The sequence below is a fragment of the Holdemania sp. Marseille-P2844 genome (genome assembly GCF_900120005.1).
In the GTDB taxonomy this organism is placed as follows: Bacteria; Bacillota_I; Bacilli_A; order Erysipelotrichales; family Erysipelotrichaceae; genus Holdemania.
The window spans coordinates 368,895-388,719 of sequence record NZ_LT635449.1 but is presented as its reverse complement, the minus strand read 5'-3'; the positions used below and the strand labels follow the sequence as shown (position 1 = coordinate 388,719).

General features: G+C 54.0%; 21 protein-coding genes. 14 read left to right on the top strand and 7 right to left on the bottom strand.

From position 1 onward, the window contains the following. Window positions 1-13: 13 nt before the first annotated feature. Genes BQ7364_RS04550 through thrC form a run of 3 tightly spaced genes read right to left on the bottom strand, consistent with a single transcriptional unit; the run spans window position 14 to window position 2,826 of the window. Entirely contained in the window at window positions 14-451 is a 438-nt protein-coding gene (locus tag BQ7364_RS04550; RefSeq protein ID WP_006060701.1) for an ACT domain-containing protein, read from the bottom strand. Next, entirely contained in the window at window positions 444-1,337 is an 894-nt protein-coding gene (gene thrB, locus BQ7364_RS04545; RefSeq protein ID WP_072683612.1) for a homoserine kinase, read from the bottom strand. The genes BQ7364_RS04550 and thrB overlap by 8 nt, the downstream gene beginning before the upstream one ends. Continuing rightward, window positions 1,330-2,826 (bottom strand): threonine synthase, encoded by a 1,497-nt coding sequence (gene thrC / locus BQ7364_RS04540; protein WP_072683611.1) that lies wholly within the window; start codon window positions 2,824-2,826, stop codon window positions 1,330-1,332. The genes thrB and thrC overlap by 8 nt, the downstream gene beginning before the upstream one ends. Before the next feature lie 97 nt (window positions 2,827-2,923). Between thrC and BQ7364_RS04535 the strand changes: the two genes are divergently transcribed. From BQ7364_RS04535 to BQ7364_RS04515, 6 genes are all read left to right on the top strand, one after another. Beyond that, entirely contained in the window at window positions 2,924-4,093 is a 1,170-nt protein-coding gene (locus BQ7364_RS04535; RefSeq protein WP_072683610.1) for a homoserine dehydrogenase, read from the top strand. Further along, window positions 4,090-5,427, top strand: coding sequence for an aspartate kinase (locus tag BQ7364_RS04530; RefSeq protein ID WP_072683609.1), 1,338 nt, complete (start codon window positions 4,090-4,092; stop codon window positions 5,425-5,427). The genes BQ7364_RS04535 and BQ7364_RS04530 overlap by 4 nt, the downstream gene beginning before the upstream one ends. Further along, on the top strand, window positions 5,424-6,428 hold the full coding sequence (locus tag BQ7364_RS04525) for an aspartate-semialdehyde dehydrogenase (protein ID WP_072683608.1): 1,005 nt from the start codon (window positions 5,424-5,426) through the stop codon (window positions 6,426-6,428). The genes BQ7364_RS04530 and BQ7364_RS04525 overlap by 4 nt, the downstream gene beginning before the upstream one ends. Further along, complete coding sequence (locus BQ7364_RS17685; RefSeq protein ID WP_139248557.1) at window positions 6,407-6,613, top strand: hypothetical protein; 207 nt, start codon at window positions 6,407-6,409, stop codon at window positions 6,611-6,613. The genes BQ7364_RS04525 and BQ7364_RS17685 overlap by 22 nt, the downstream gene beginning before the upstream one ends. 96 nt (window positions 6,614-6,709) lie before the next feature. Further along, window positions 6,710-7,063 (top strand): demethoxyubiquinone hydroxylase family protein, encoded by a 354-nt coding sequence (locus tag BQ7364_RS04520; RefSeq protein WP_072683607.1) that lies wholly within the window; start codon window positions 6,710-6,712, stop codon window positions 7,061-7,063. A 12-nt stretch (window positions 7,064-7,075) separates the two neighbouring features. Continuing rightward, the gene (locus BQ7364_RS04515; RefSeq protein WP_229100643.1) at window positions 7,076-7,888 is read left to right on the top strand and encodes a family 1 encapsulin nanocompartment shell protein; all 813 of its coding nucleotides are present in this window, start codon (window positions 7,076-7,078) and stop codon (window positions 7,886-7,888) included. A 175-nt stretch (window positions 7,889-8,063) separates the two neighbouring features. Here the strand turns inward: BQ7364_RS04515 and BQ7364_RS04510 are convergent, their stop codons facing one another. From BQ7364_RS04510 to BQ7364_RS18490, 3 genes are all read right to left on the bottom strand, one after another. Then, window positions 8,064-8,708, bottom strand: a complete 645-nt coding sequence (locus tag BQ7364_RS04510; protein ID WP_072683605.1) for an HAD family hydrolase — start codon at window positions 8,706-8,708, stop codon at window positions 8,064-8,066. After that, window positions 8,705-9,694: a hypothetical protein gene (locus BQ7364_RS04505; protein WP_072683604.1), complete on the bottom strand. Its 990-nt coding sequence runs from the start codon at window positions 9,692-9,694 to the stop codon at window positions 8,705-8,707. The genes BQ7364_RS04510 and BQ7364_RS04505 overlap by 4 nt, the downstream gene beginning before the upstream one ends. 66 nt (window positions 9,695-9,760) lie before the next feature. After that, entirely contained in the window at window positions 9,761-9,889 is a 129-nt protein-coding gene (locus BQ7364_RS18490; RefSeq protein ID WP_255370384.1) for a hypothetical protein, read from the bottom strand. Window positions 9,890-9,917: 28 nt separating this feature from the next. Between BQ7364_RS18490 and BQ7364_RS04500 the strand changes: the two genes are divergently transcribed. From BQ7364_RS04500 to BQ7364_RS04490, 3 genes are all read left to right on the top strand, one after another. Beyond that, entirely contained in the window at window positions 9,918-10,130 is a 213-nt protein-coding gene (locus BQ7364_RS04500; protein ID WP_072683603.1) for an HTH domain-containing protein, read from the top strand. A gap of 117 nt (window positions 10,131-10,247) precedes the next feature. Beyond that, window positions 10,248-11,726 (top strand): glycoside hydrolase family 1 protein, encoded by a 1,479-nt coding sequence (locus BQ7364_RS04495; RefSeq protein ID WP_072683602.1) that lies wholly within the window; start codon window positions 10,248-10,250, stop codon window positions 11,724-11,726. Window positions 11,727-11,822: 96 nt separating this feature from the next. Then, window positions 11,823-12,563 carry an AAA family ATPase gene (locus tag BQ7364_RS04490; protein ID WP_072683601.1) on the top strand — a complete coding sequence of 247 codons (741 nt, stop codon included), beginning with the start codon at window positions 11,823-11,825 and terminating at the stop codon, window positions 12,561-12,563. A 57-nt stretch (window positions 12,564-12,620) separates the two neighbouring features. Here the strand turns inward: BQ7364_RS04490 and BQ7364_RS04485 are convergent, their stop codons facing one another. Beyond that, a complete protein-coding gene (locus BQ7364_RS04485) occupies window positions 12,621-13,526 on the bottom strand; it encodes a LysR family transcriptional regulator (protein ID WP_072683600.1) in 906 nt (301 codons plus the stop codon). A 177-nt stretch (window positions 13,527-13,703) separates the two neighbouring features. Here BQ7364_RS04485 and BQ7364_RS04480 point away from each other — a divergent pair, with 177 nt between their 5' ends. The 5 genes from BQ7364_RS04480 to BQ7364_RS04460 all read left to right on the top strand — a co-directional run bounded on the left by BQ7364_RS04480 (window position 13,704) and on the right by BQ7364_RS04460 (window position 19,670). Continuing rightward, a complete protein-coding gene (locus BQ7364_RS04480; RefSeq protein ID WP_072683599.1) occupies window positions 13,704-15,428 on the top strand; it encodes an FAD-dependent oxidoreductase in 1,725 nt (574 codons plus the stop codon). A 201-nt stretch (window positions 15,429-15,629) separates the two neighbouring features. Beyond that, on the top strand, window positions 15,630-16,442 hold the full coding sequence (locus BQ7364_RS04475; protein WP_072683598.1) for a MerR family transcriptional regulator: 813 nt from the start codon (window positions 15,630-15,632) through the stop codon (window positions 16,440-16,442). 20 nt (window positions 16,443-16,462) lie between these two features. Continuing rightward, a complete protein-coding gene (locus BQ7364_RS04470; RefSeq protein ID WP_072683597.1) occupies window positions 16,463-17,443 on the top strand; it encodes a serine hydrolase domain-containing protein in 981 nt (326 codons plus the stop codon). 117 nt (window positions 17,444-17,560) lie between these two features. Beyond that, on the top strand, window positions 17,561-18,037 hold the full coding sequence (locus BQ7364_RS04465) for a hypothetical protein (RefSeq protein ID WP_072683596.1): 477 nt from the start codon (window positions 17,561-17,563) through the stop codon (window positions 18,035-18,037). A 361-nt stretch (window positions 18,038-18,398) separates the two neighbouring features. Next, on the top strand, window positions 18,399-19,670 hold the full coding sequence (locus BQ7364_RS04460; RefSeq protein ID WP_072683595.1) for an L-cysteine desulfidase family protein: 1,272 nt from the start codon (window positions 18,399-18,401) through the stop codon (window positions 19,668-19,670). Window positions 19,671-19,825: the final 155 nt, after the last annotated feature.

The window sequence follows — 19,825 nt, the reverse complement described above, 5'->3', positions numbered from 1 at the left end:
GAAGGAAGTTTTTTTATTCCAGGTCGATCAGGCGGACGTTGGTCACGCCCTTTTTCTCTTTCAGGCTGCGCAGCACTTCGTCGATGGAACAATCCAGATCTGAGATATCCAGCGAGAGGCTGACCGAGGCGTGATCATGAATCGGAATTGACTGGTTGATCGTCAGCACGCTGGTGTGCTGGGCCGCCAGTTCGTTGAGCACCTCGCTTAACACGCCCTGCTGATGTGTCAGGATCATGCTTAACACAGCTTTGCGGCCGCGCGCGTTTTCCGAGAAAGAAAAGATCGAATCTTTATATTTATAATAGGTGCTGCGGCTGATGCCGACGCGCTGAACAGCTTCGCTGACCCCTTTTACTTTGTGCTGTTCGACAAGATCGCGGGCTTCCACAACTTTCGCGTAAAAATCCGGCAGGATTTTCGTGTTGACGATCAGATATTGTTCACTCATAGGGTTCCTCCTTGCATTCAATACGGACGCCTTCCTGTTGGACGCGGCAGGGCAGCAGCTGCCAATGATGATCCAGTGTTTTGAGCTTTAACGAAAGGGCAGCTTCCGGAAGATCATCGAGAAATAAGGCCAGCAGCGTCGGCCCGGAACCGCTGATCATTACCGCGGCGGCTCCCTGATCGACGCATAACTGTTTTACAGCCGCATATTCCGGAATCAGCGGGATGCGGTAAGGCTCGTGCAATGGTTCGTTCATCGCCGCTTCCAGCAACGCGCTGTCCGCCGTTTCCAATCCTTTTAATAGAAAAGCCAGCTTGCCCAGAGCGCCCGCGGCCTGGGCATGAGGAATCCTCTGAGGCAGAGCCTGGCGGGCACGGCGGGTTTCCAGTTCGAAGTCCGGGACCAGCGCGGCCAACCGCAGACGTTCGCTGACGCTGAAGTCGGCGGTCAACAGACAGTCCTGATCGATCAGCGCGGCCTTCAATCCGCCTAACAACGCCGGGGTGACATTATCCGGATGACCTTCCAGTTCACAGGCCAGCCGCAGAAGATCCAGCGTGGAGACCGGCTCGTTCAACAGCGCGTTCGCCCCGCACAGGCCCGCGAGGATGCAGGCGGAAGACGATCCCAGACCGCGGCTGACCGGGATCGGCGAATCAATCGTGATCCGGACGGGGATTGGTTTCTCGTTCAGCTTTTGAAACAAACGGCAGTAGGCTTTCCAGACTAAATTATTCTCGTTGCAATAACGCCGGGGACAACCGGTAATCGCAAACTGCGCGGCGGGGGTGAAAGTGAAGCTGGCTTGTAAGTCCAGCGCCAGTCCCAGCGTATCAAAGCCGGGGCCTAAATTGGCGGTCGTCGCCGGTACGGTCACTTTAATCATGATTCATCGCCTGCACTTTCTGCCGGACGTAATCGAGAATCGCATCCTTTTCGATCTGATCGGTATGCCGAACTGGTTTGTCCCGCAAGCCTTGCAACGGAGCGGGAATTGGAATTCCGGTGCGTTTGCTCAACTGTTCCATCGCCATCCACTCGTCCATTTCAGCCGCACCGAACAAGGCTTCATAGACGTCCTTGCTGAACTTGAAGCACGAAGCGGTCGCCAGGACAACGCATGGATTTTTTTCAAATCCTTCACTTCGCAGCCGGCGCAGGACGTGCACGCCGACTGCGGTGTGCGGATCGAGGACCTGACCGCTTTGGGCATAGACCTGCCGGATGGTTGCGGCAGCCTGCTCGTCGGTACAGTCGCCGCAGGCAAATTGTTTCTGCAGGCGGCGGAGTAACGCGGAGTCAATCTGATATACTCCCTGTTTCTGCAGCTGCTCCATATAGGCCGCGACCTGTTGGCCATCCAGTCCTGTTTCATGCGCCAACAGGCGTTCCAGATTGCTGGAAATCAGGATATCCATCGACGGCGACGTCGTTTTCTTTAATGTCCGCCGGCGGTTGTAGCGGCCGGTAGTGAAAAATTCGGTCAGGACGTTGTTGGCGTTGCTTGCAACGATCAGCTTGCCCACGGGCAAACCCATCTGCCTGGCGTAATAGCCAGCCAGAATATCGCCGAAATTTCCGGTCGGCACACTGAAATCCAACGTCTGCCCAGCCGTGAGCACGCCTTGCTGACGCAGCTGGCGGTAGGCCCAGAAATAATAGACGATCTGTGGAACCAGCCGGCCGATATTGATCGAATTGGCGCTGGAAAGCTCAAGCTGGCAAGCGTTGAGCGCGGTGCGCAGCTGCGGATCGGCGAAGCAGCGCTTGACTGCGCTCTGGGCGTCGTCAAAATTGCCGCGGATCGCGCACACGCCGACGTTGCGACCTTCGCTGCTGACCATCTGACGCTGCTGGATTTCGCTGACAAGATGATCAGGATAAAAGACAAGCAGCTCGCAATTCGGCCGATTTTTGAAACCTTCCAGCGTCGCTTTGCCGGTATCGCCGGAGGTTGCCGTCAGGATCAGCGTTTTCTGCGGCTGACTCTGCCGCCGGGAAGCTTCCGCCAGAAATAACGGCAGCAGCGACAGCGCGATATCCTTAAACGCTGCCGTCGGTCCGTGATACAACTCCAGTAAAAAGTCGGAACCCAGCGGAGAAAGCTTCACGATGTCCTCCGCGTCGAAGCGTCCCTTGTAAGCCTGATGAAGCAGAGCCTGAAGCGCGGGGGCGTCCAATCCGTCGGTAAAGCAGGCCAGCACAGCCTGGGCGATGGCCAGATAACTGAGCGGCAGGGTCTCCACGTCGATCTGCCGGTTTTCCCAGTCGGTCGGGATGATTAAGCCGCCGTCGTCAGCCACGCCGTTTCTGACCGCCGTCCAGAAATCCCCTTCAATATGCGAACCTCGCGTACTGCATAACTGTTTTTTCATGTGTCCACCTCTTGAATTTTTTAACAGTTCTATGATACAATGTCTTTCAATGAAAAACAAGTGTATTTATTTTGGATACACGCAAGGGGGAATTCATTTGAAAATCGCAATGCTTGGCTGGGGTACCGTTGCCCGCAGCCTGATGGAACAGATTGAGAAGCGTCATGATCCAACGCTGCAGGCCGCGGCCATTTTGATCCGGAAGCCGCATCCGCTGACCCATCCGGCCATGACTTATGATTACGCGGCGATTTTAGCGGATCCGCAAATCGAGATTGTCGTTGAAATGATTTCCGGGGCCGAGGCGGCGTGGAATTATTGCCGGCGGGCAATGGAAGCGGGCAAATCGGTCGTGACCTCCAACAAGGCGATGGTTTCGGCGCATTATGGGGAATTGCTGGAACTGGCAAAGAAGCAACAGGTCCAGTTCCGTTATGACGCCAGCGTCGCCGGGGGGATTCCCTGGCTGCGGACGATCAGTGCGTTAAAAGCTACCGATCCGATTCTGGCGGTCGAAGGGATCTTTAATGGAACGACGAATTACATCCTCGATCACATGGAGCGCGATGGGTTGTCGTTAAGCGAAGGCATCGTTCAAGCCCAGCGTTTAGGTTATGCGGAAGCGGATCCCAGTGCGGATTTGGAAGGGGAAGATCTGGCGCGTAAGCTGATGATCAGTGCCGGCTGTGCTTTCAGCGGGCGGCTTCTGCGCGATCAGTTTAAGGTACAGGGATTGCAGGGGTTAACGAATCAGGATATTCAGGCGTTTGAAGCGAAAAAGAAACGCTGCCGGCTGTTGTCGGTCTTAAAGAAAACGGAAGTGGGAATTCAGGCTCGCGTCGAGCCGGTATTGCTGCCCTCATCCGCACCGCTGGCGCAGATCCGCGATAATCTCAACGCCGGCGTGCTGCGCACAGCCAGCCTGGGCGAGCTGACCTTGATCGGTCAGGGGGCGGGCGGACCGCCGACGGCACACGCCGTGCTCACCGACATTTTGGAAATAGTAAAGGGGTGTCCGGTTGCGCCGCTGCGGCTGCGTGAAATGAAAATCAGCGAAGCCGCCGGGGATGCTCGCTATTATGTGGGAACCAACGACCAGACCGCCCCGCTTTTTAGCGGAGTAACCGCAGAAATCCGGCGCAGCGAAGGGCGTGTTCAGCTCTGGACGCAGATGGAGGACAGCCGGCAACTTCAAGCTTTAATCACTCACGCCCGGACACTTGATCCGCAGCTGTTTGCCGCGCGGATCCAGGAGGAAGAAGCATGATCGTCGCAAAATTCGGCGGCTCCTCGTTAGCCGACGCCAGTCAGTTTCAAAAAGTCAAAGCGATCGTGAAGTCCGATCCCGAGCGTCAGATCGTCGTCTGCAGTGCGGCGGGAAGACGCACAAAAACCGATAATAAAATCACGGATCTGCTTTATTTATGCCACGCGCATCTGCAATATTCCGTTTCCTGCGAGCCGCTGTTCGATTTGATCCGCCAGCGGTTCTGCGAAATCCGGGATGCGCTGGGGTTAAGTCTGGATCTGGAGGAACCCTTAGCCCAGCTGAAAGAAAAAATGCGTCAGGGAATCAGCCAGGACGAGCTGGTATCGCGGGGAGAATGGCTGACGTCGAAGCTGATGGCAGCGTATCTGGACTGGCCGTTTGTCGATGCGGCTGAGGTGATCCGGTTTGGCTATGACGGCAAGATCGATCACAACGTCACCCGCCAGCTGATCCGGGCGCAGGCTCAGCAGACGCCCCGGTTCGTCATTCCCGGCTTCTACGGCGCGCTGCCCAACGGCCGGATTAAGGTCATGGCCCGCGGCGGATCGGATATTACCGGCAGTTTAATGGCCTCGGCGCTGTCCGCCCGGCTGTATGAAAACTGGACTGACGTCAGCGGGATTCTGATGGCTGACCCGCGGATCATCGACCATCCCGTTCAGATCGAGAGGATTACCTACAGCGAACTGCGCGAGCTTTCCTATATGGGCGCAAACGTCCTGCATGAGGACGCGATCTATCCGGTCAAGGACGCGAACATTCCAATCGTCATCCGCAATACAAACCAACCGGACAATCCCGGCACCCAGATCGTCGATCATGTCGATCCGGCACTGGAAGACCGGTCGCGGTTTGTCACCGGGATCGCCGGGAAGAAGGATTTCACGGTCATCACGATGTACCGCCACAACGCGTCCAACGAGGTCGGTCTGTTGAAGCGGGCGCTGGAGGTTCTGGAAAAATATAAGATCAGCGTTGAACATGTCCCATCGGGCATTGATAATTTCTCAATCGTCGTTTCCACGGCCGCCATTGCCGACAGTCTGTATGAAATCGCGGCGCAGTTAAAACAGGTGTGCGAATGCGACGATATCAAGGTTGTCAACAATCTCAGCCTGATCGCCGTCGTGGGCCGCAACATGGCGCTGCAATGCGGCATCTCCGGCCAGCTGTTTCAGACGCTGGGCGCGCATCAGATCAACATCCGGATGATCGCCCAGGGCTCGGATGAAATCAACATCATCGTCGGGGTGGAGAATGAAGACTTCAGCCGGGCAATTCAGGTCTTATACGCGGCGTTTTCGCCGAAAGCAGGGAGGATGCAGGCATGAAAAGCTGTCGAATTGCCATTTTGGGCGCTACCGGTGCGGTGGGACGCACGATGCTTCTGGTTCTGGAAGAACAAACCGACTGGCCGATCGGACCGGTAAAGCTGCTGGCCAGTCCGCGCAGCGCCGGCCAGACCTTGATGTTTAAAGGTCAGCCGCTGACCATCGAAGCAGTCAATGAGGACAGCTTCGCGGACGTCGACGTTGTTCTGGGAGCCGTAGAAAACGAGCTGGCCAAGCGCTGGGCGCCGGTGATCGTCAAAGCGGGCGCGGTGTTTGTCGACAACAGCAGCGCGTTCCGCTTGGATTCAGATGTGCCGTTAGTCATCCCGCAGATCAATCCGCAGGATATCCGCACGCATCAGGGGATCATCGCCAATCCCAACTGCGCAACGATCATCGCGCTGATGGCGGTTGCACCGATTTACCGGCTTTCGCGGATTACACGGATGATCGTTTCGACCTATCAGGCAGTCTCCGGCGCCGGGGCTGCAGGTTTAGCGGAATTAAAACGCCAGATCACCCAGCTGGAGGCGGGAAAGTCAGTAACAGCGGAAACCTTCCCGGTTCAGATCGCGTACAACCTTATTCCGCAGATCGGCGGCTTTGATGAACAGGGCTACAGCTCGGAGGAAATGAAGCTGCAGAACGAAGGCCGCAAAATCCTTCACGATCCGGCGCTGCGGGTCAGCTGCACGTGCGTCCGCGTGCCGGTGCTGCGCTGTCATTCCGAGTCGATCACGCTGCAAACCGAGCGGGAAGTCAGTCTGGATGAAGTCCGTCAGGCGATCACGGAAGCGGAGGGCGTCGTCCTCAACGAACAGCCGTACCCGACGCCGCTGGCCTGTACGGATCAGGACATGGTTGAGGTCGGCCGGCTGCGGCGGGATCTTGCCAGTGAACAGGGCATCGCGCTGTGGTGCTGCGGTGATCAGCTGCGCAAGGGCGCGGCGACCAACGCCGTTGAAATAGTCCGCGTCTGGTGGCGGGATCAGGCAGCCTGACCATCGAGGAGAATCCATCAAAACCGGATCAAGGCCAAAGCCTGAAATTTCATATTCAAGAAAGCCGGAGAAACCCGATGCCGCTTGTGCCTTCAGTGCAGCAGCGATTTGCAGGAATCTGGCTTTTTTTATCGGCGCGGATGGAAAGCAAAGCAATGTTTAAATTGATGAAAATTATTTTATGATTGCTGCAGAAAATAAAACAAAGTTAAAATGATGATGATTATCGCTATTGTAAAACGAACGGATTTGTGGTTTAATAAAGCCAAGGAGGGATGAACATGCCAAACTTTGCGAATCCATTTCAAGGAAATGTCAACCGAAAGATGACCAACGCCGAACTGATGCAGGCGATCCGCCTCGACATCGCGGGCGAGTTGGAAGCAATTTATCTGTACGAATCCCATATTTTAGCGACGGACGATCCTGCCGCAAAAAAGGTGCTGGAGGATATCCGCGATGAGGAAAAGGCGCACATGGGCGAACTGATCACCCTGATGCGTTATCTGGATCCATCAGAAACCGATCATTTCTTAGCCGGTGAATCCGAGGTCAGGGAAATGCTGGAGGATCTGGGAATTGTCAAAAACACTGAGGTGAAGACCGGATTGACGGTCGGATCGCTCAAGGAGTAGGAAGGAGAATTGATGATGGATGTGTTAGGCAGAGAATCCGCGCCGATCAATGCGGCGTTGTGGAAGCAGATTGATGAAACCGTAATTGAAACTGCCCGGAAGTTGTTGATTGGCCGCCGGTTCTTATCGCTGGCCGGTCCGCTGGGGGCGGGTGCGCAGAGCGTGATCGTTGACAGCGCCGCGATGGAGGAAGAACTGGAAGCGGGCATCGGCCAGATCCGCGGCCGCCGTTTTCAGCCGTTAATTCAGTTGTTTGAGGATTTTACTTTATTGTGGCGTGATTTGGAAAGCGTGGAAAGCGGGATGCCGCTGGATCGTTCACGGATTCTGGATGCGGCGCGCAGACTGGCCCGGCGGGAAGACGAGCTGATTTTCTTCGGGAATCCGGCGGCGGAAGTAACCGGACTGGTCAACACCGAAGGAACTGTGCATCTGCCTCATGGCGACTGGAGCCAGAGTGAGAATGCGTTTGCGGATATTGCCCAAGGCTTGAACGAGCTGGAAAGCCGCGGTTATGTCAGCGGTATTACGCTGTTGCTGAGTCCGGATCGAATGTTGGATTTACAGCGGATTCAGCCGGGTACCGGCATGCTGGAAGTCGACCGGATCGCACGGCTGATCGGCGGATCCGTCTTCAAATCACCGGTATTGAAACAGAATCATGCGCTGCTGATCGCGGCGGAGCCGGAGAATGTCGATCTGGCGTTGGGTCTGGATCTGAGCACGGGTTATCTGGAAACGAAGGATTTCAATCATGCCTTCCGGATTCTGGAAACACTGGCGCTGCGGATTAAACGGCCGGAAGCAATCGTTGTGTTTGACTGATCGGTCTTTGAAAGGGATCGGGCAAGCGATCGCGCTTCAGTGGATCCTGTTTTAGAAATCATAAGAAAAAAGCCCTGGGGTAAGCACCCGGGGCTTTTTGTCAAACAGACAGACGAACCGGGAGGACTGCTTATGGATTCAGTCAGATCCGCCTTCTGTTTCGGAATAAATAGATTTAGTGAGAGGAAGATGCATTCAGACCTGCCAGTTTCAGCACATCGCTGACTTGCGGCAGAAACCAGGTCGGGGTTGTGGCCGGCCGGTCGTTCCGCCCCCATCCAGCCAGCGCACAATCGCATCCGGCGCGCAGCGCACATTGCAGATCGTAGTCGGCATCGCCGATATAAATCGTGGTTTCGGCTTTTGCGCCGCTGCGTTTCAAATAATTCAGCATCGGCTCGGGGTCCGGCTTATGTCCAACGGTGTCGTCGGCCGTGACGATGAGTTCGAAATATTGATCTAAGCCCAGGGCGCTGAAATCCTGCGCCAGTTCGATTTGTGTCTTGGAAGTGACGACGCCCAGAGCTATGCCATGATCGCGCAAGGTCCCAAGCAGCTCGATAATTCCGTCGAAGATCGTAACCTCCTGGAGAAATTCTGTATATTTTGCGTCCCATTCCCGCAGCACCTGTTCCGGATGATCCAACTGAAACCGTCTCAGTGCGTCTTTTCCGGGAATGCCCAGGGCAAACCGCAGATCCTCGGTTCTCAGCGCGATTCCTTGACGGCCCAGCGCCCATTGCAGGGAGTGCAGCACCGCCTGCTCGGTATTCAGCAGCGTCCCATCGATATCGAAGACCAGATGCGTATAAGTTTTCATGCGCAAACCTCCGGCTGATTCATTAACTGCATTGCCCGGCGGCTCAGCCCGATTTCATAATCGGCACGGAAATCATCCGACAAAAGCAATACCGGCGGCTGAACTGGGGCAAAGCAGGCGTTGAGCTGAGTTTGAATTTCATCGAAGTGATCGACGAAGAACGGATGGGTATACAGCTGGATGAAATCCGGATCGGTGATGATGGCGTAGGTCAGGATACAGCGCAGAATGGATTCCGGCAACGTATCCGGCCACTGGTTCGCATTCAGTCCGGCTTCACGGACCCAGGGCAGCAGTTCGATTTCTCCGGCAACCTGATGAGCGCCCTTGACCGTTTTGCCGCCGACGACAAAGCTGGAGCCAAACCCGCAGCTGCCCAGATAGAAGCTGATCAGGGTCGTATGATCGTTCATCCGGCAGCGCTGCCAGCAGCCTTCCGAGGAAATCCACATGTCGTTGCCCAATGTGCCGTTCAGACCGCTGGCGCATTCCAGTTCTTTTAACAGATTCATTCCTTTGAGCTGGGGATATTCAAAACTTTGCTGGACAGTTTCACCGTTGGTATTGGCGGCGATGCCCAGACAGAAGCAGCACAGCGAAGGTTCCTGACGGCGGGCCTGCAGAAGCAGACCCACGAGGGTATCAAACAGATCGGAGTCAATTTCGATCCGGCCCTGGCTTTTCGTCATACCCAGGCTGTCGAGGATAAACCAGTCGAGATTCTGACCTTCCAGAATCATCGCGATCGCGTTGCGGTAATCCGCATTGTATTGATAGATCCGGCTGCAGCGGCCGCCTGAGGAACTTCCGGTGCCTGCGATCTGCAGCTGCCGGGCGGCGACCATTTCATCGACGATCTTGCCGACCGTCGGAAAGCTCAGTCCGGTTTTTTCCGCCAGCTCGGTCTTGCTGAAAGGTCCGCCCATTAAAAATGCGTCCCGGATTTTTTGAAGATTAATCTGTTTAAGCATTCCGGCATCGGCCATGGCGAAAGCCTCCTTTATCCTTTAAGGGTGAACAACATTTAAACACTTTTTAAAACTAATTTAATATTAAGCCGCAGATTTCTTTTTGTCAAGCTGACGTTCACTGTTTTTTTGTTCCTCAATCTCCTTGATTTTTTGTAGAAGAGAACTGCGGTACAAAATCAGCGGTTTTCTTGGAAAATGAATTAATTTCATGATACTCTTAAAAAGAAGGGGTGATCGTATGCTGAACCAGCGGCAGAAAGCCATTTTAAAATATCTGGAAGAAGAAACATACACGACGGCTTCCTTTATCGCTCAACAGCTGGATCTGTCCGACCGGACGGTGCGCACCGAGCTGAAATTGCTGGCTGAAGAGCTGCCGGATTACGGGATGGCGCTTCTCAGCAAGCCGAAGTTCGGATATCGCGTCGCTGTTCAGCCTGCCCGCCGATGATCGGATTGGCGCTGCGGCTGTGGACTTGAGACACAGAAAAAATGAATTTTTGGCTGTACAACAAGATGAAATTCAGTACAATAAAGATAAAATCAAAGAAAGTATTGGAGGAATACCATGGGACAAGCATTTCCGGAACATTTTTTATGGGGCGGCGCTGTCGCGGCCAATCAGATCGAAGGCGCGTATCTGGAGGATGGCAAGCAGCTTAATGTCACCGACGTGGTTGTTGGAATTCTGAACGAACCGGACTTAAAATGGAATCCAAAGCGGCAGAAATGGGAACCGGTGCTGAAAGCCGACAAGGTATATCTCAGTCATGAGGCGATCGATTTTTATCATCGCTTCAACGAGGATCTCGCATTCATGGAAGGGATGGGGTTCCAGGCATTCCGCACGAGTATTTCCTGGGCGCGGATTTTCCCCAACGGCGACGAAACCGAGCCCAACGAAGCCGGTCTGCGGTATTACGACGAGCTGTTCGCGCAGATGCGCCGGCGCGGCATGGAGCCGGTGATCACGCTGAGCCATTATGAAATGCCGCTGCATCTGTTGACGGAATACGGAGGCTGGCTGAACCCGAAGATGATCGATTTCTGGATGAAGTATGTCGATGTCGTTTTCCGTCGTTATCACAACGTCGTGAACTACTGGATGACGTTTAACGAGGTGAACAACCTGTTCAGAATTCCGTTTGTGGCCGGCGGCGTACTGGACATTCACCCAACGCATCCGGAACATGTCAATCAGGATCTGACCGAGCGGCAGCTCTATCAGGCAGCGCATCATCTGTTTGTCGCCAACGCGAAAACCGTGCAGCTGGGTCATCAGATCGACCCACAGGCCCAGATCGGCTGTATGCTTTCGCTCTCCAGTCTGGCGACGTATCCTTATACCTGCGATCCGCAGGATATTCTGGGCGTGATGGAACATCAGCACAAACAGATGTTATTCCTGGATGTTATGGTGCGCGGGGAATATCCGGGTTATGTCCGGCGGAGCTGGCGTGAAAACGGATCGCGGCCGGATATGACCCAGGATGAGCTAAAGCTGATCCGCAGCTTTCCGGTCGACTACATCGCTTTCAGCTATTACCGCAGCACGGTTTATCATGCCGGAGCGGAAATCCGGACGGATACCGGCGGTTCGGCAGGACTGGACAATCCCTATCTTAAACAGACTTCCCCGACGCCCTGGCGCTGGCCTGTCGATCCGCAAGGGCTGCGCTATGTCTGCAACTTTTTGACCGATCATTATCACAAGCCGCTGTTTATCGTGGAGAACGGGATCGGTTTGGACGAACAGCCGGATGAAACCGGAGCGATTCACGATGATTTCCGCGTCGAATATATCCGCGAGCATCTGATCCAGCTGCGCGAAGCGATCGCGGACGGCTGCGATGTGATGGGGTATCTGTATTGGGGACCGATTGATATCGTGTCGGCGGGCACCGGCGAGATGCGCAAGCGCTATGGATTTGTGCATGTCGACCGGCAGAACGACGGCAGCGGGACGCTGAAACGGACGCGCAAGGACAGCTATGAATGGTTCCGCAAGGTCATCGCGACGCACGGCGAAGATCTGAGCGATAATTAAACGAACGCTTACGAAGTGGGACGATCTGAATTCTTTCAGGTTGTCCTTTTCTTTTAGTCTTACTCTGGTACAATAAATTCAAGAGGTGAGGCCGTCATGCTGGAAGCTTATGAACTGTATCTGCGCCAGGTCCGCATCAACGAAGGCGACGCCGGACGTTCTGCGGGATATCCGTTTGCGATCCCGCTGTTTCAACATTTTCAGCCGCTGACGTTTCATAAACCGCTGACGTTTATCACCGGGGATAATGGCACCGGAAAATCGACGCTGATCGAAGCGATCGCCGTTGGGATGGGCTTTAATCCGGAAGGGGGAACACGCAACTTTCAGTTTTCGACCCGGGAAACCCATTCGTCCCTGTATCAGGCGCTGACGCTGGTTAAAGGCGTGCGCCGCTGCCGCGACGGCTTCTTTTTCCGGGCTGAAAGCTTTTATAACGTTGCTTCGGAAATTGAAAATATCGCGGCCGAGGACAGCCGCATGTTAACGGGCTACGGCGGGGTGTCGCTGCACAAGATGTCGCATGGGGAGAGCTATCTGACACTGCTGCGCAGCCGGCTTTCCGGACATGGCTTTTATCTGTTTGACGAACCGGAATCCGCGCTGTCGCCGACCGGGCAGTTTGCGATGCTGGCGATCATGAACGATCTGGTCCAGGAGGATTCCCAGCTTGTGATCGCGACTCATTCGCCGATCCTGCTCGCCTGTCCGCAGGCGGAAATTCTGGAAATCCAGGACGACGTGCTGGTGCCGGTGAGCTATGACGAGTCGCAGACGGTCAACCTGTACCGCCGATTCCTGAATAATCCGCAGATGATCCGTCAGATTCTCGATTAGTTTGCATCAGAAAAGCATAAAAAAACGGACGGAAGTCCGTGAAGGAATAAAGCCGGATCAGAGCCGGGCTTCATCCGGACGATCCGGCGCGGGGACGCGGGTCTGAAAATAGTGGATCAGCGTTTTTTCATCTTCGGTGAGCGTGTGGTTTTTTAACCAGGAAACACCGTAGCTCCAGGTATGATCGTCAAACGGTACGCTGGTGAACACTTCGGAGGCTGGCAGCCGGGTTTCATGCTCGACGGTCAGCGCAATGCCATGGTTATCGCAGACAAACTGCCGCAGAAGTTCCATTTCCGAAGTCGTCAGCACAACGTTGGGGCGAAACCCCAGCTTGCGGCAGCCGTGGATCACAAAGGCATACGACTTGAATTCTTTGCCAACCATCATAATCCGCTGGCCGCGCAGGTCGTCAAACGTGATCCGCGCTTTTTTTGACAACGGATTCTGCCGATTAATCCAGAAATGGAAAGGTTCGCTGAACAACGGCTGAGTATGAAAACGGGTCTGGTCAAACGGCGCGACCGTGATGGCCAGATCCAGCTGCTTGTCGAGTAATTTCTGTTCGCAGCGCAAGTCCGGCAAATCCTCATGCTGAATTTCAATCCGCGGATATTGCTGGCGGAATTCAACAAGCGTGTTGATGCCCAGCGAGCCGATTGTGCCATAGGAGAAGCCGATCCGCAGACGGCTGGACTTCGGTCTTGCCAGATCCTCGATTTTTTCCAGCGTATCGTTATAATCTTCCAACGTCCTGACGGCAAATTCGTAGTAACACTCACCCTGTGGCGTCAACAGCCGTCCCTCGTCGGTTTTGACAAACAACGGCGCGTTCAGTTCCTGTTCCAGCTGCCGGATCGCTTTGTGCAGCCCCTGCGGCGAGATGTAAGCGGCTTTGGCGGCCTTGGCGAAAGAAGCTTGCTGGCATACTTCGACGAAATAACTTAAAGTCCGAAAATCCATGACAAAATCCCCCGATTTTTTTAGTTTCTTTCCTCTTTGATGTTGTGATCATTATAACATATATTGTGAAAACATAAACACACTGGAAACTTTTGGTTGCGAAAAGATCAAATAACAGATGATTGGCGAATTCCCAAAGTCTTGTGATAATGGAATCACAAGAGGAGGAAACAAGAAATGAATCAAAACCACAAGATAACCAGCGGCATCTCGCGCCGGGATTTCCTGAAAGGTGCGGCAGCCGGTGCTGTCGGGCTGGCGGCGGCCGGGCTTTTAACAGGCTGTGAAAGCCAGGAAACGCCGACGTCAACGCCATGTCCTGAACCGACGGCCGCTTCCGGTCAGTTCGCCTGGGAATCGGCTCCGGAGCCGATTCCAGAGGATCAGATCAAAGAAACTGTCGAGAGTGATATCGTTGTCGTGGGCGGCGGCTTCAGCGGTCTGTGCTGTGCCCTGTCCGGCCGGGAAGCGGGGGCAGAGGTTGTCCTGATCGAACGGATGCGTCAGGTCATCGGCCGCGGCGGATCGATTTTCGCCATCAACTCCAAGCTGACTAAGGAAAAGGGCTACGAATTGAGCGAGGAAGAAATCAGTAAGATTTACAAACGGATGATGGGCTATCATTCCTATCGTATCGACGGCAGCAAGTGGATGCTTCACGCCCAGCGCAGCGGCGAAGCGATGGACTGGCTGATCGATCACATGACGACGGCCAGCCAGGTCGGCGGCAATGATCTGACGCCGGTTATGGAACATTGGTATTCGGATCCGGAAGACGTCAACGGCGAATTCCCGGGCACGCATGAATTCTTAGGCGGCCCGAATGGCAAAGGCCCGGACGATAATCCGCAGCAGGACGTCTGCGACAACATGGCGGCATACTGCGCCAAGGCCGGCGTCGATATGCGCTATGAAAACGCCGCAAAGCAGCTGGTGAAGGACGGTGACCGCGTGATCGGGGTGATCTGTACCAACGCCAATAACGAATATGTGAAATACATTGCCCGCAAAGGCGTCGTCATGGCGACCGGCGATTTCGGCGCGGACGAGGAAATGCTGCAGAAGTACATTCCATGGGCGCTGCAGGCGGGCCGCGGGGGAATCTGGGAAGGTTCGGGCCACAAGATGAGCTATTGGGCCGGGGCGGCGTTGGATAAGAGCGAAACGCCGGCACCGATGATTTTCTGCTTCCAATGGCGCAGCATCACCCGTCAGGTCCGGGCGTTCCAGGGATTGATGGTCAACAGCGACGGCGTGCGCTACATCAACGAAGACAATGTTATTTCTCACGGCGGTCTGTCGCTGATGCATGAAAAAGGCCATCACGCCTATGCGATCTGGGATACCGCTTATGCCTCCGAACCGCAGTGGCAGAATCACCGCTATGTCGACGGACCGAAGGTATTTGAGAACGAACAGGAAGTCATTCAATATTGGGATGAGATCGTTGCCAGCTCCGGCACCATTGAAATGAACGGCTCCGGTTCGATCGACGTCAAGATGGTCAAAGCCGACACGATCGAGGAGCTGGTTGAAAAGCTGGGACTGCCGAAGGAAACGGCGATTGCGACGATCGAGCGCTATAACGGTTTCTGCGAAAAGGGAGTGGACGAAGACTTCTACAAGCGCAAGGAACTTTTGCTTCCGATCAAGACCGGCCCGTTCTATGGGATTAAGTGTACGCCGTGGTTCCTGTCCACCGTCGGCGGCATCCGCTGCAATAACAAGATGCAGGTGCTCAATGAAAATAATGAAACGATAGAAGGGCTGTACTGCGTCGGTTCGATGGTCGGCGATATGTACTGCAACTGCTATTCCACCCACTTCCCGGGACATAATTTAGGTTCCACCTGCCTGACGTTCGGCTATCTGACTGGAAAATATCTGGCCGAGGAAGCTTAACCGAAAGGAGCCGGATCTCAGAAATTTGTCCGGACTGAATTCTGATCCGGATGAGGAAATAAAAGAAAAGTTTTGTCTGTTTTGCGGCGTTGTTTCAGCGCCGCTTTTCCTTTGTTTAAAATTTCCAGAATTGATCGCTTGACTTTGCCCTAAGGACAAGGTGTATCCTGAAGCCAGACACAGGAAAAAGGAGGAAAAAAGATGCTGACGATCGGCGAATTTTCAAGGATCTGCCGGGTTTCAACGAAAACACTGCGCTATTACGAAACGATGGGTCTACTTCAGCCTTGGCTTGTCAATCCTGCGACCGGGTATCGGTTCTATACCGCAGATCAGCTTGGGACAATGCGGCTGATCAACCGGCTTAAGGCCTACAACTTTACGCTGGAAGAAATCAAGCTGCTCGTCGTCACGTTCAATGGCGAGCGAAGCAGTCTGAGCGCGGCGCTGCAGGAAAAAAAGCAGGAACTTCTGCGTCAGAAAACGCTCCTGAATCAACGGCTGCAGCAGCTGGACGGGGACATTGAAAATCTCCGGCAAGGCTGTCCGCTGGTCAACGCCGGGGATGAGATTGTGGTGGAGTTGACGGAAATGCCGGCGATGACGCTGCTTTCGCGGCGTTTAAAAGTACGGGAAGGCGATTTCCCGCTGGCCTATCAACAAAGCTTCGGCATCTTGCTGGATAAACTTCAAAAACAACTGCTGACGATGGACGGATCGCCGATGACCTTATTTCATGACGATGAATTCAGCGAGGAAGGATTGGACACGGAATTTGCGATTCCTGTACGGGAAACCACGGAGGAAACCCGGCTTTTCCAGCCAGGTCTCTGTTTAAAAACTGTAGTCAGCGGTCCGGACGCGGATTTCCCGGCGGTCTACGCCCGCCAGATTCAATGGGCTGAGGCGGAAGGATATCACAATGCGGATGCGTTGTTTGAGGTCTATCGTTCTGATCCGCGGGATGATCCGCAGGCGTTTTACGCCGAAGTCTATTATCCGGTTAGAAAATAAACAAGGAAAAGAGGAAGAATATGGATCCGAAAAAACTGTCCGCTCTCGACAAAATCATCAAAACAGACTATCCGAATCTCGCCGGACTGGTCGTCTGCCATAATGGCCGGCGCGAACTGGAAGCGTATTACAACGACTTTACCGCTGAACATCAATTTCACGTCTTCTCCGTGACCAAAAGCATCGTTTCCCTGTTGATCGGAATCGCTCTGGAACGCGGGGAAATTACCGGAGTGGATCAGAAAATTCTCGATTTCTTTCCCGAATTTCCAGTCCGCAAAGGACATGAGCTGCTGCGTGAGGTCACGCTGAAGCACTGCCTGACGATGACGGTTCCGTATCGTTTTCGCTTTAATCCCTATACGAAATATTTTACAAGCGACGACTGGGTCAGCTTCGCGTTAAATCAGATCGGCGGGCGGGGACAATTAGGTGAATTTCGCTATGCGCCGATCATCGGTCCGGATATACTGACCGGAATCCTGACACGCGCAACCGGAAAAACGGTGCTCGACTATGCCCGGGAACACTTGTTTGATCCGCTGGGCATTGCCATAGAGAAAAGTCTTTTCTTTGAAACGAAAGAAGAACAGATGGACTTCTACAAGGCGGCGACAAACAGCTGCTGGGTCTGCGGACCGAACAAGATCAATACTGCCGGATGGGGTCTGACGCTTTCGGCGCGGGAAATGGCGGCGATCGGCGAGTGCTGCATCCATGGTGGTCAAGTGGACGGAAAACAGATCATCCCCCAAGCCTGGCTGAAGGAAAGCACCCGCACGCAGAGCTGCTGGGAAAAACGAAATTTGAACTACGGCTATCTGTGGTGGATCGTGGAGGAAGCGGAGCCTTCGTTTGCGGCGCTGGGCGACGGCGGCAATGCGATCTACGTCAATCCGCAGAAAAACCTGGTCGTCGCGATCGCGTCCACGTTTGTGCCGCGGGTCAAAGACCGGATCGACTTTATCCGCGGTCAGATTGAACCGTTATTCTGCGAATAATCAAAACGGACTTATCTGATCACACAAAGACCGGAGGCAAGAACGCTTGAATCCATCAGCGAAAAAGAGTTGACGGGACGAGGTCAGAATGGTCTAATGAGAACGAGGTGATCGCAGATGAATCCGATTGAAGCTCAGATTGAAGAATTGAAAAATAAAGATCAGAAGACCGCGTATCAGGCGTTAAAGCACCTGTTGGCGATCAGTGAGACCCGCGCGGAGGTTTCATACTATTTTGACAGGTTCGTGGCGCTGCTTCAGGATCCTCAGTCTTATGTCCGCACCCGCGGCCTGCTTTTGATCGGGGCCAATGCCCGCTGGGTAGAGGAGAAGACCTGCGCTGCCGCACTGCCTTTCTGCCTGGCGTTGATTCAGGATCCCAAACCGATCACACGCCGTCAGTGCATTCAGGCCCTGCCTTCTCTGAGCGCCGCGCATCCCTCGCTCAAGCCTTCGATCCTCGCTGCTTTAACCGGCGCGCAGATCCAGGATGTGCCGGAAACGATGCAGCGGTTGATCGCGAAGGATATTCAAAAGACGCTGCAGGCAATTCAAACCCAATCCGCAGAGGAAAACCGAAACGAATCTCTGTAACTGAGGCTCTTACTCGGTTTCGAGCAGACATAGAATGTCCATACAAAGAAGCTGGCAGGAGTAAGCGTTAAATGAAGCTTTATCCTGCGTGACTTTTTTCTTTGTCCAATTTCGGGTAAGAACCTAACCGGATGACCTGTCCGGTTTTTTTGCGGAAAAGTGGAGTTAAGTCAGTGTTTTCAGCTTGCAGAAAAACATGGGAAATAAATCGGAGTTCCGGTCGAATTTCTGGATGAATTTCCGTTGGGAACACGGTATAATGAAAGCAGAGTAAAAAACCAGATCAATCCGGTTTTGATACCGTAAAAAAGCTGCGGGGAATACGACCCAGGAAGCAGAAAAGAAACGAGGAGGAATATCCATGCCAGAAGGGATTAAAGAGCTTGTCTATCCGATATTAAAAGAAGAACTGATTCCGGCGCTGGGCTGCACTGAGCCGATCGCGATCGCTTATGCCTGCGCGAAGGCCAAAGAAGTGCTGGGAGCGTTCCCGGAGAAAATGACGGTGCGCTGTTCCGGCAACATTGTGAAGAACGTGAAAGGCGTCGTCGTTCCCAACACCGTGAATTTAAAAGGAATTAAGACCGCGGCGCTGATGGGCGTCGTCTGCGGCGACGCGTCAAAAGGGCTGCAGGTCATCGCCGGCAGCACGGCGCAGGACGTCGCGCGGGTCAAGGAGCTGTTAAAGAGCGATTTATGCAAGGTGGAACTGATTGAAGGCGAGGAAAACCTGCAGATCTGGGCGGTTCTGGAACAGGCTGAAAATCAGGTTCAGCTGCAGATCAAGCGCGAGCATACCAACATTACGAAAATTATAAAGAACGGAGAAGTTCTGCTGGATAAGGATGATTGTTCCAGTCAGCCGGTCAGCGCGATTGACCGCAGCCGGCTGACCGTGGAATCGATCGTCGCTTATGTCGAAAATGAAGATCTCAGCGAAATCCGGCCGCTGCTTGAAAAGCAGGTGGAATGCAACATGGCGATCGCCGAGGAAGGCTTAAAGAATCCATTCGGTTCGCAGGTCGGCCGGATTATGATGAAAAACAATCCCAACGATTTGTTTACGAAGGTCATCGCGTACGCCGCCAGCGGTTCCGACGCGCGGATGAGCGGCTGCAACCTGCCGGTCGTCGTCAATTCCGGCAGCGGCAATCAGGGCATGACCTGCTCGGTCCCGGTCGTCGTGTACGCCCGGGAAAAAGGCATCAGCGAGGAAAAAATGTTCCAGGCGCTGGCCTTAAGCAATCTGATCACCGTGCATTTAAAGACCGGGATTGGCCGGCTGTCGGCCTATTGCGGCGCCGTCAGCGCGGCGTGCGGCGCGTTCAGCGCGATCACCTGGCTGGCCGGCGGCAATCTGCGTCAGATCGAGATGACAATCACGAATTTAGCCGGGACAATTTCCGGCATGATCTGCGACGGGGCAAAGCCTTCCTGCGCCAGCAAGATCGCTTCCGCTTTAAGCTGCGGCGTGATCGCGCATCAGATGGCGCTCAACAACATCGCGTTTGAGGAAGATACCGGCATCATCAAGCATGATATCGAACAGACGATCGACGCCGTCGGCAAGCTGAGCCGGGATGGAATGCGGATCACCGATCAGGTCATTTTAAATATGATGATCAACGACTAGCGTTCCCAGTTCAGTGCAGCGCGGGTTGAATTACCGGCCTTTCGGTGGAAAGAATAAAGCTGGAAATTCCAGATAAAAAGAGAAAGCAGAACGATAAAGGAAAGATCAGCGAACCTGATGTTTCCTTTTTTTATGCGATAACCTTAATCCATTCT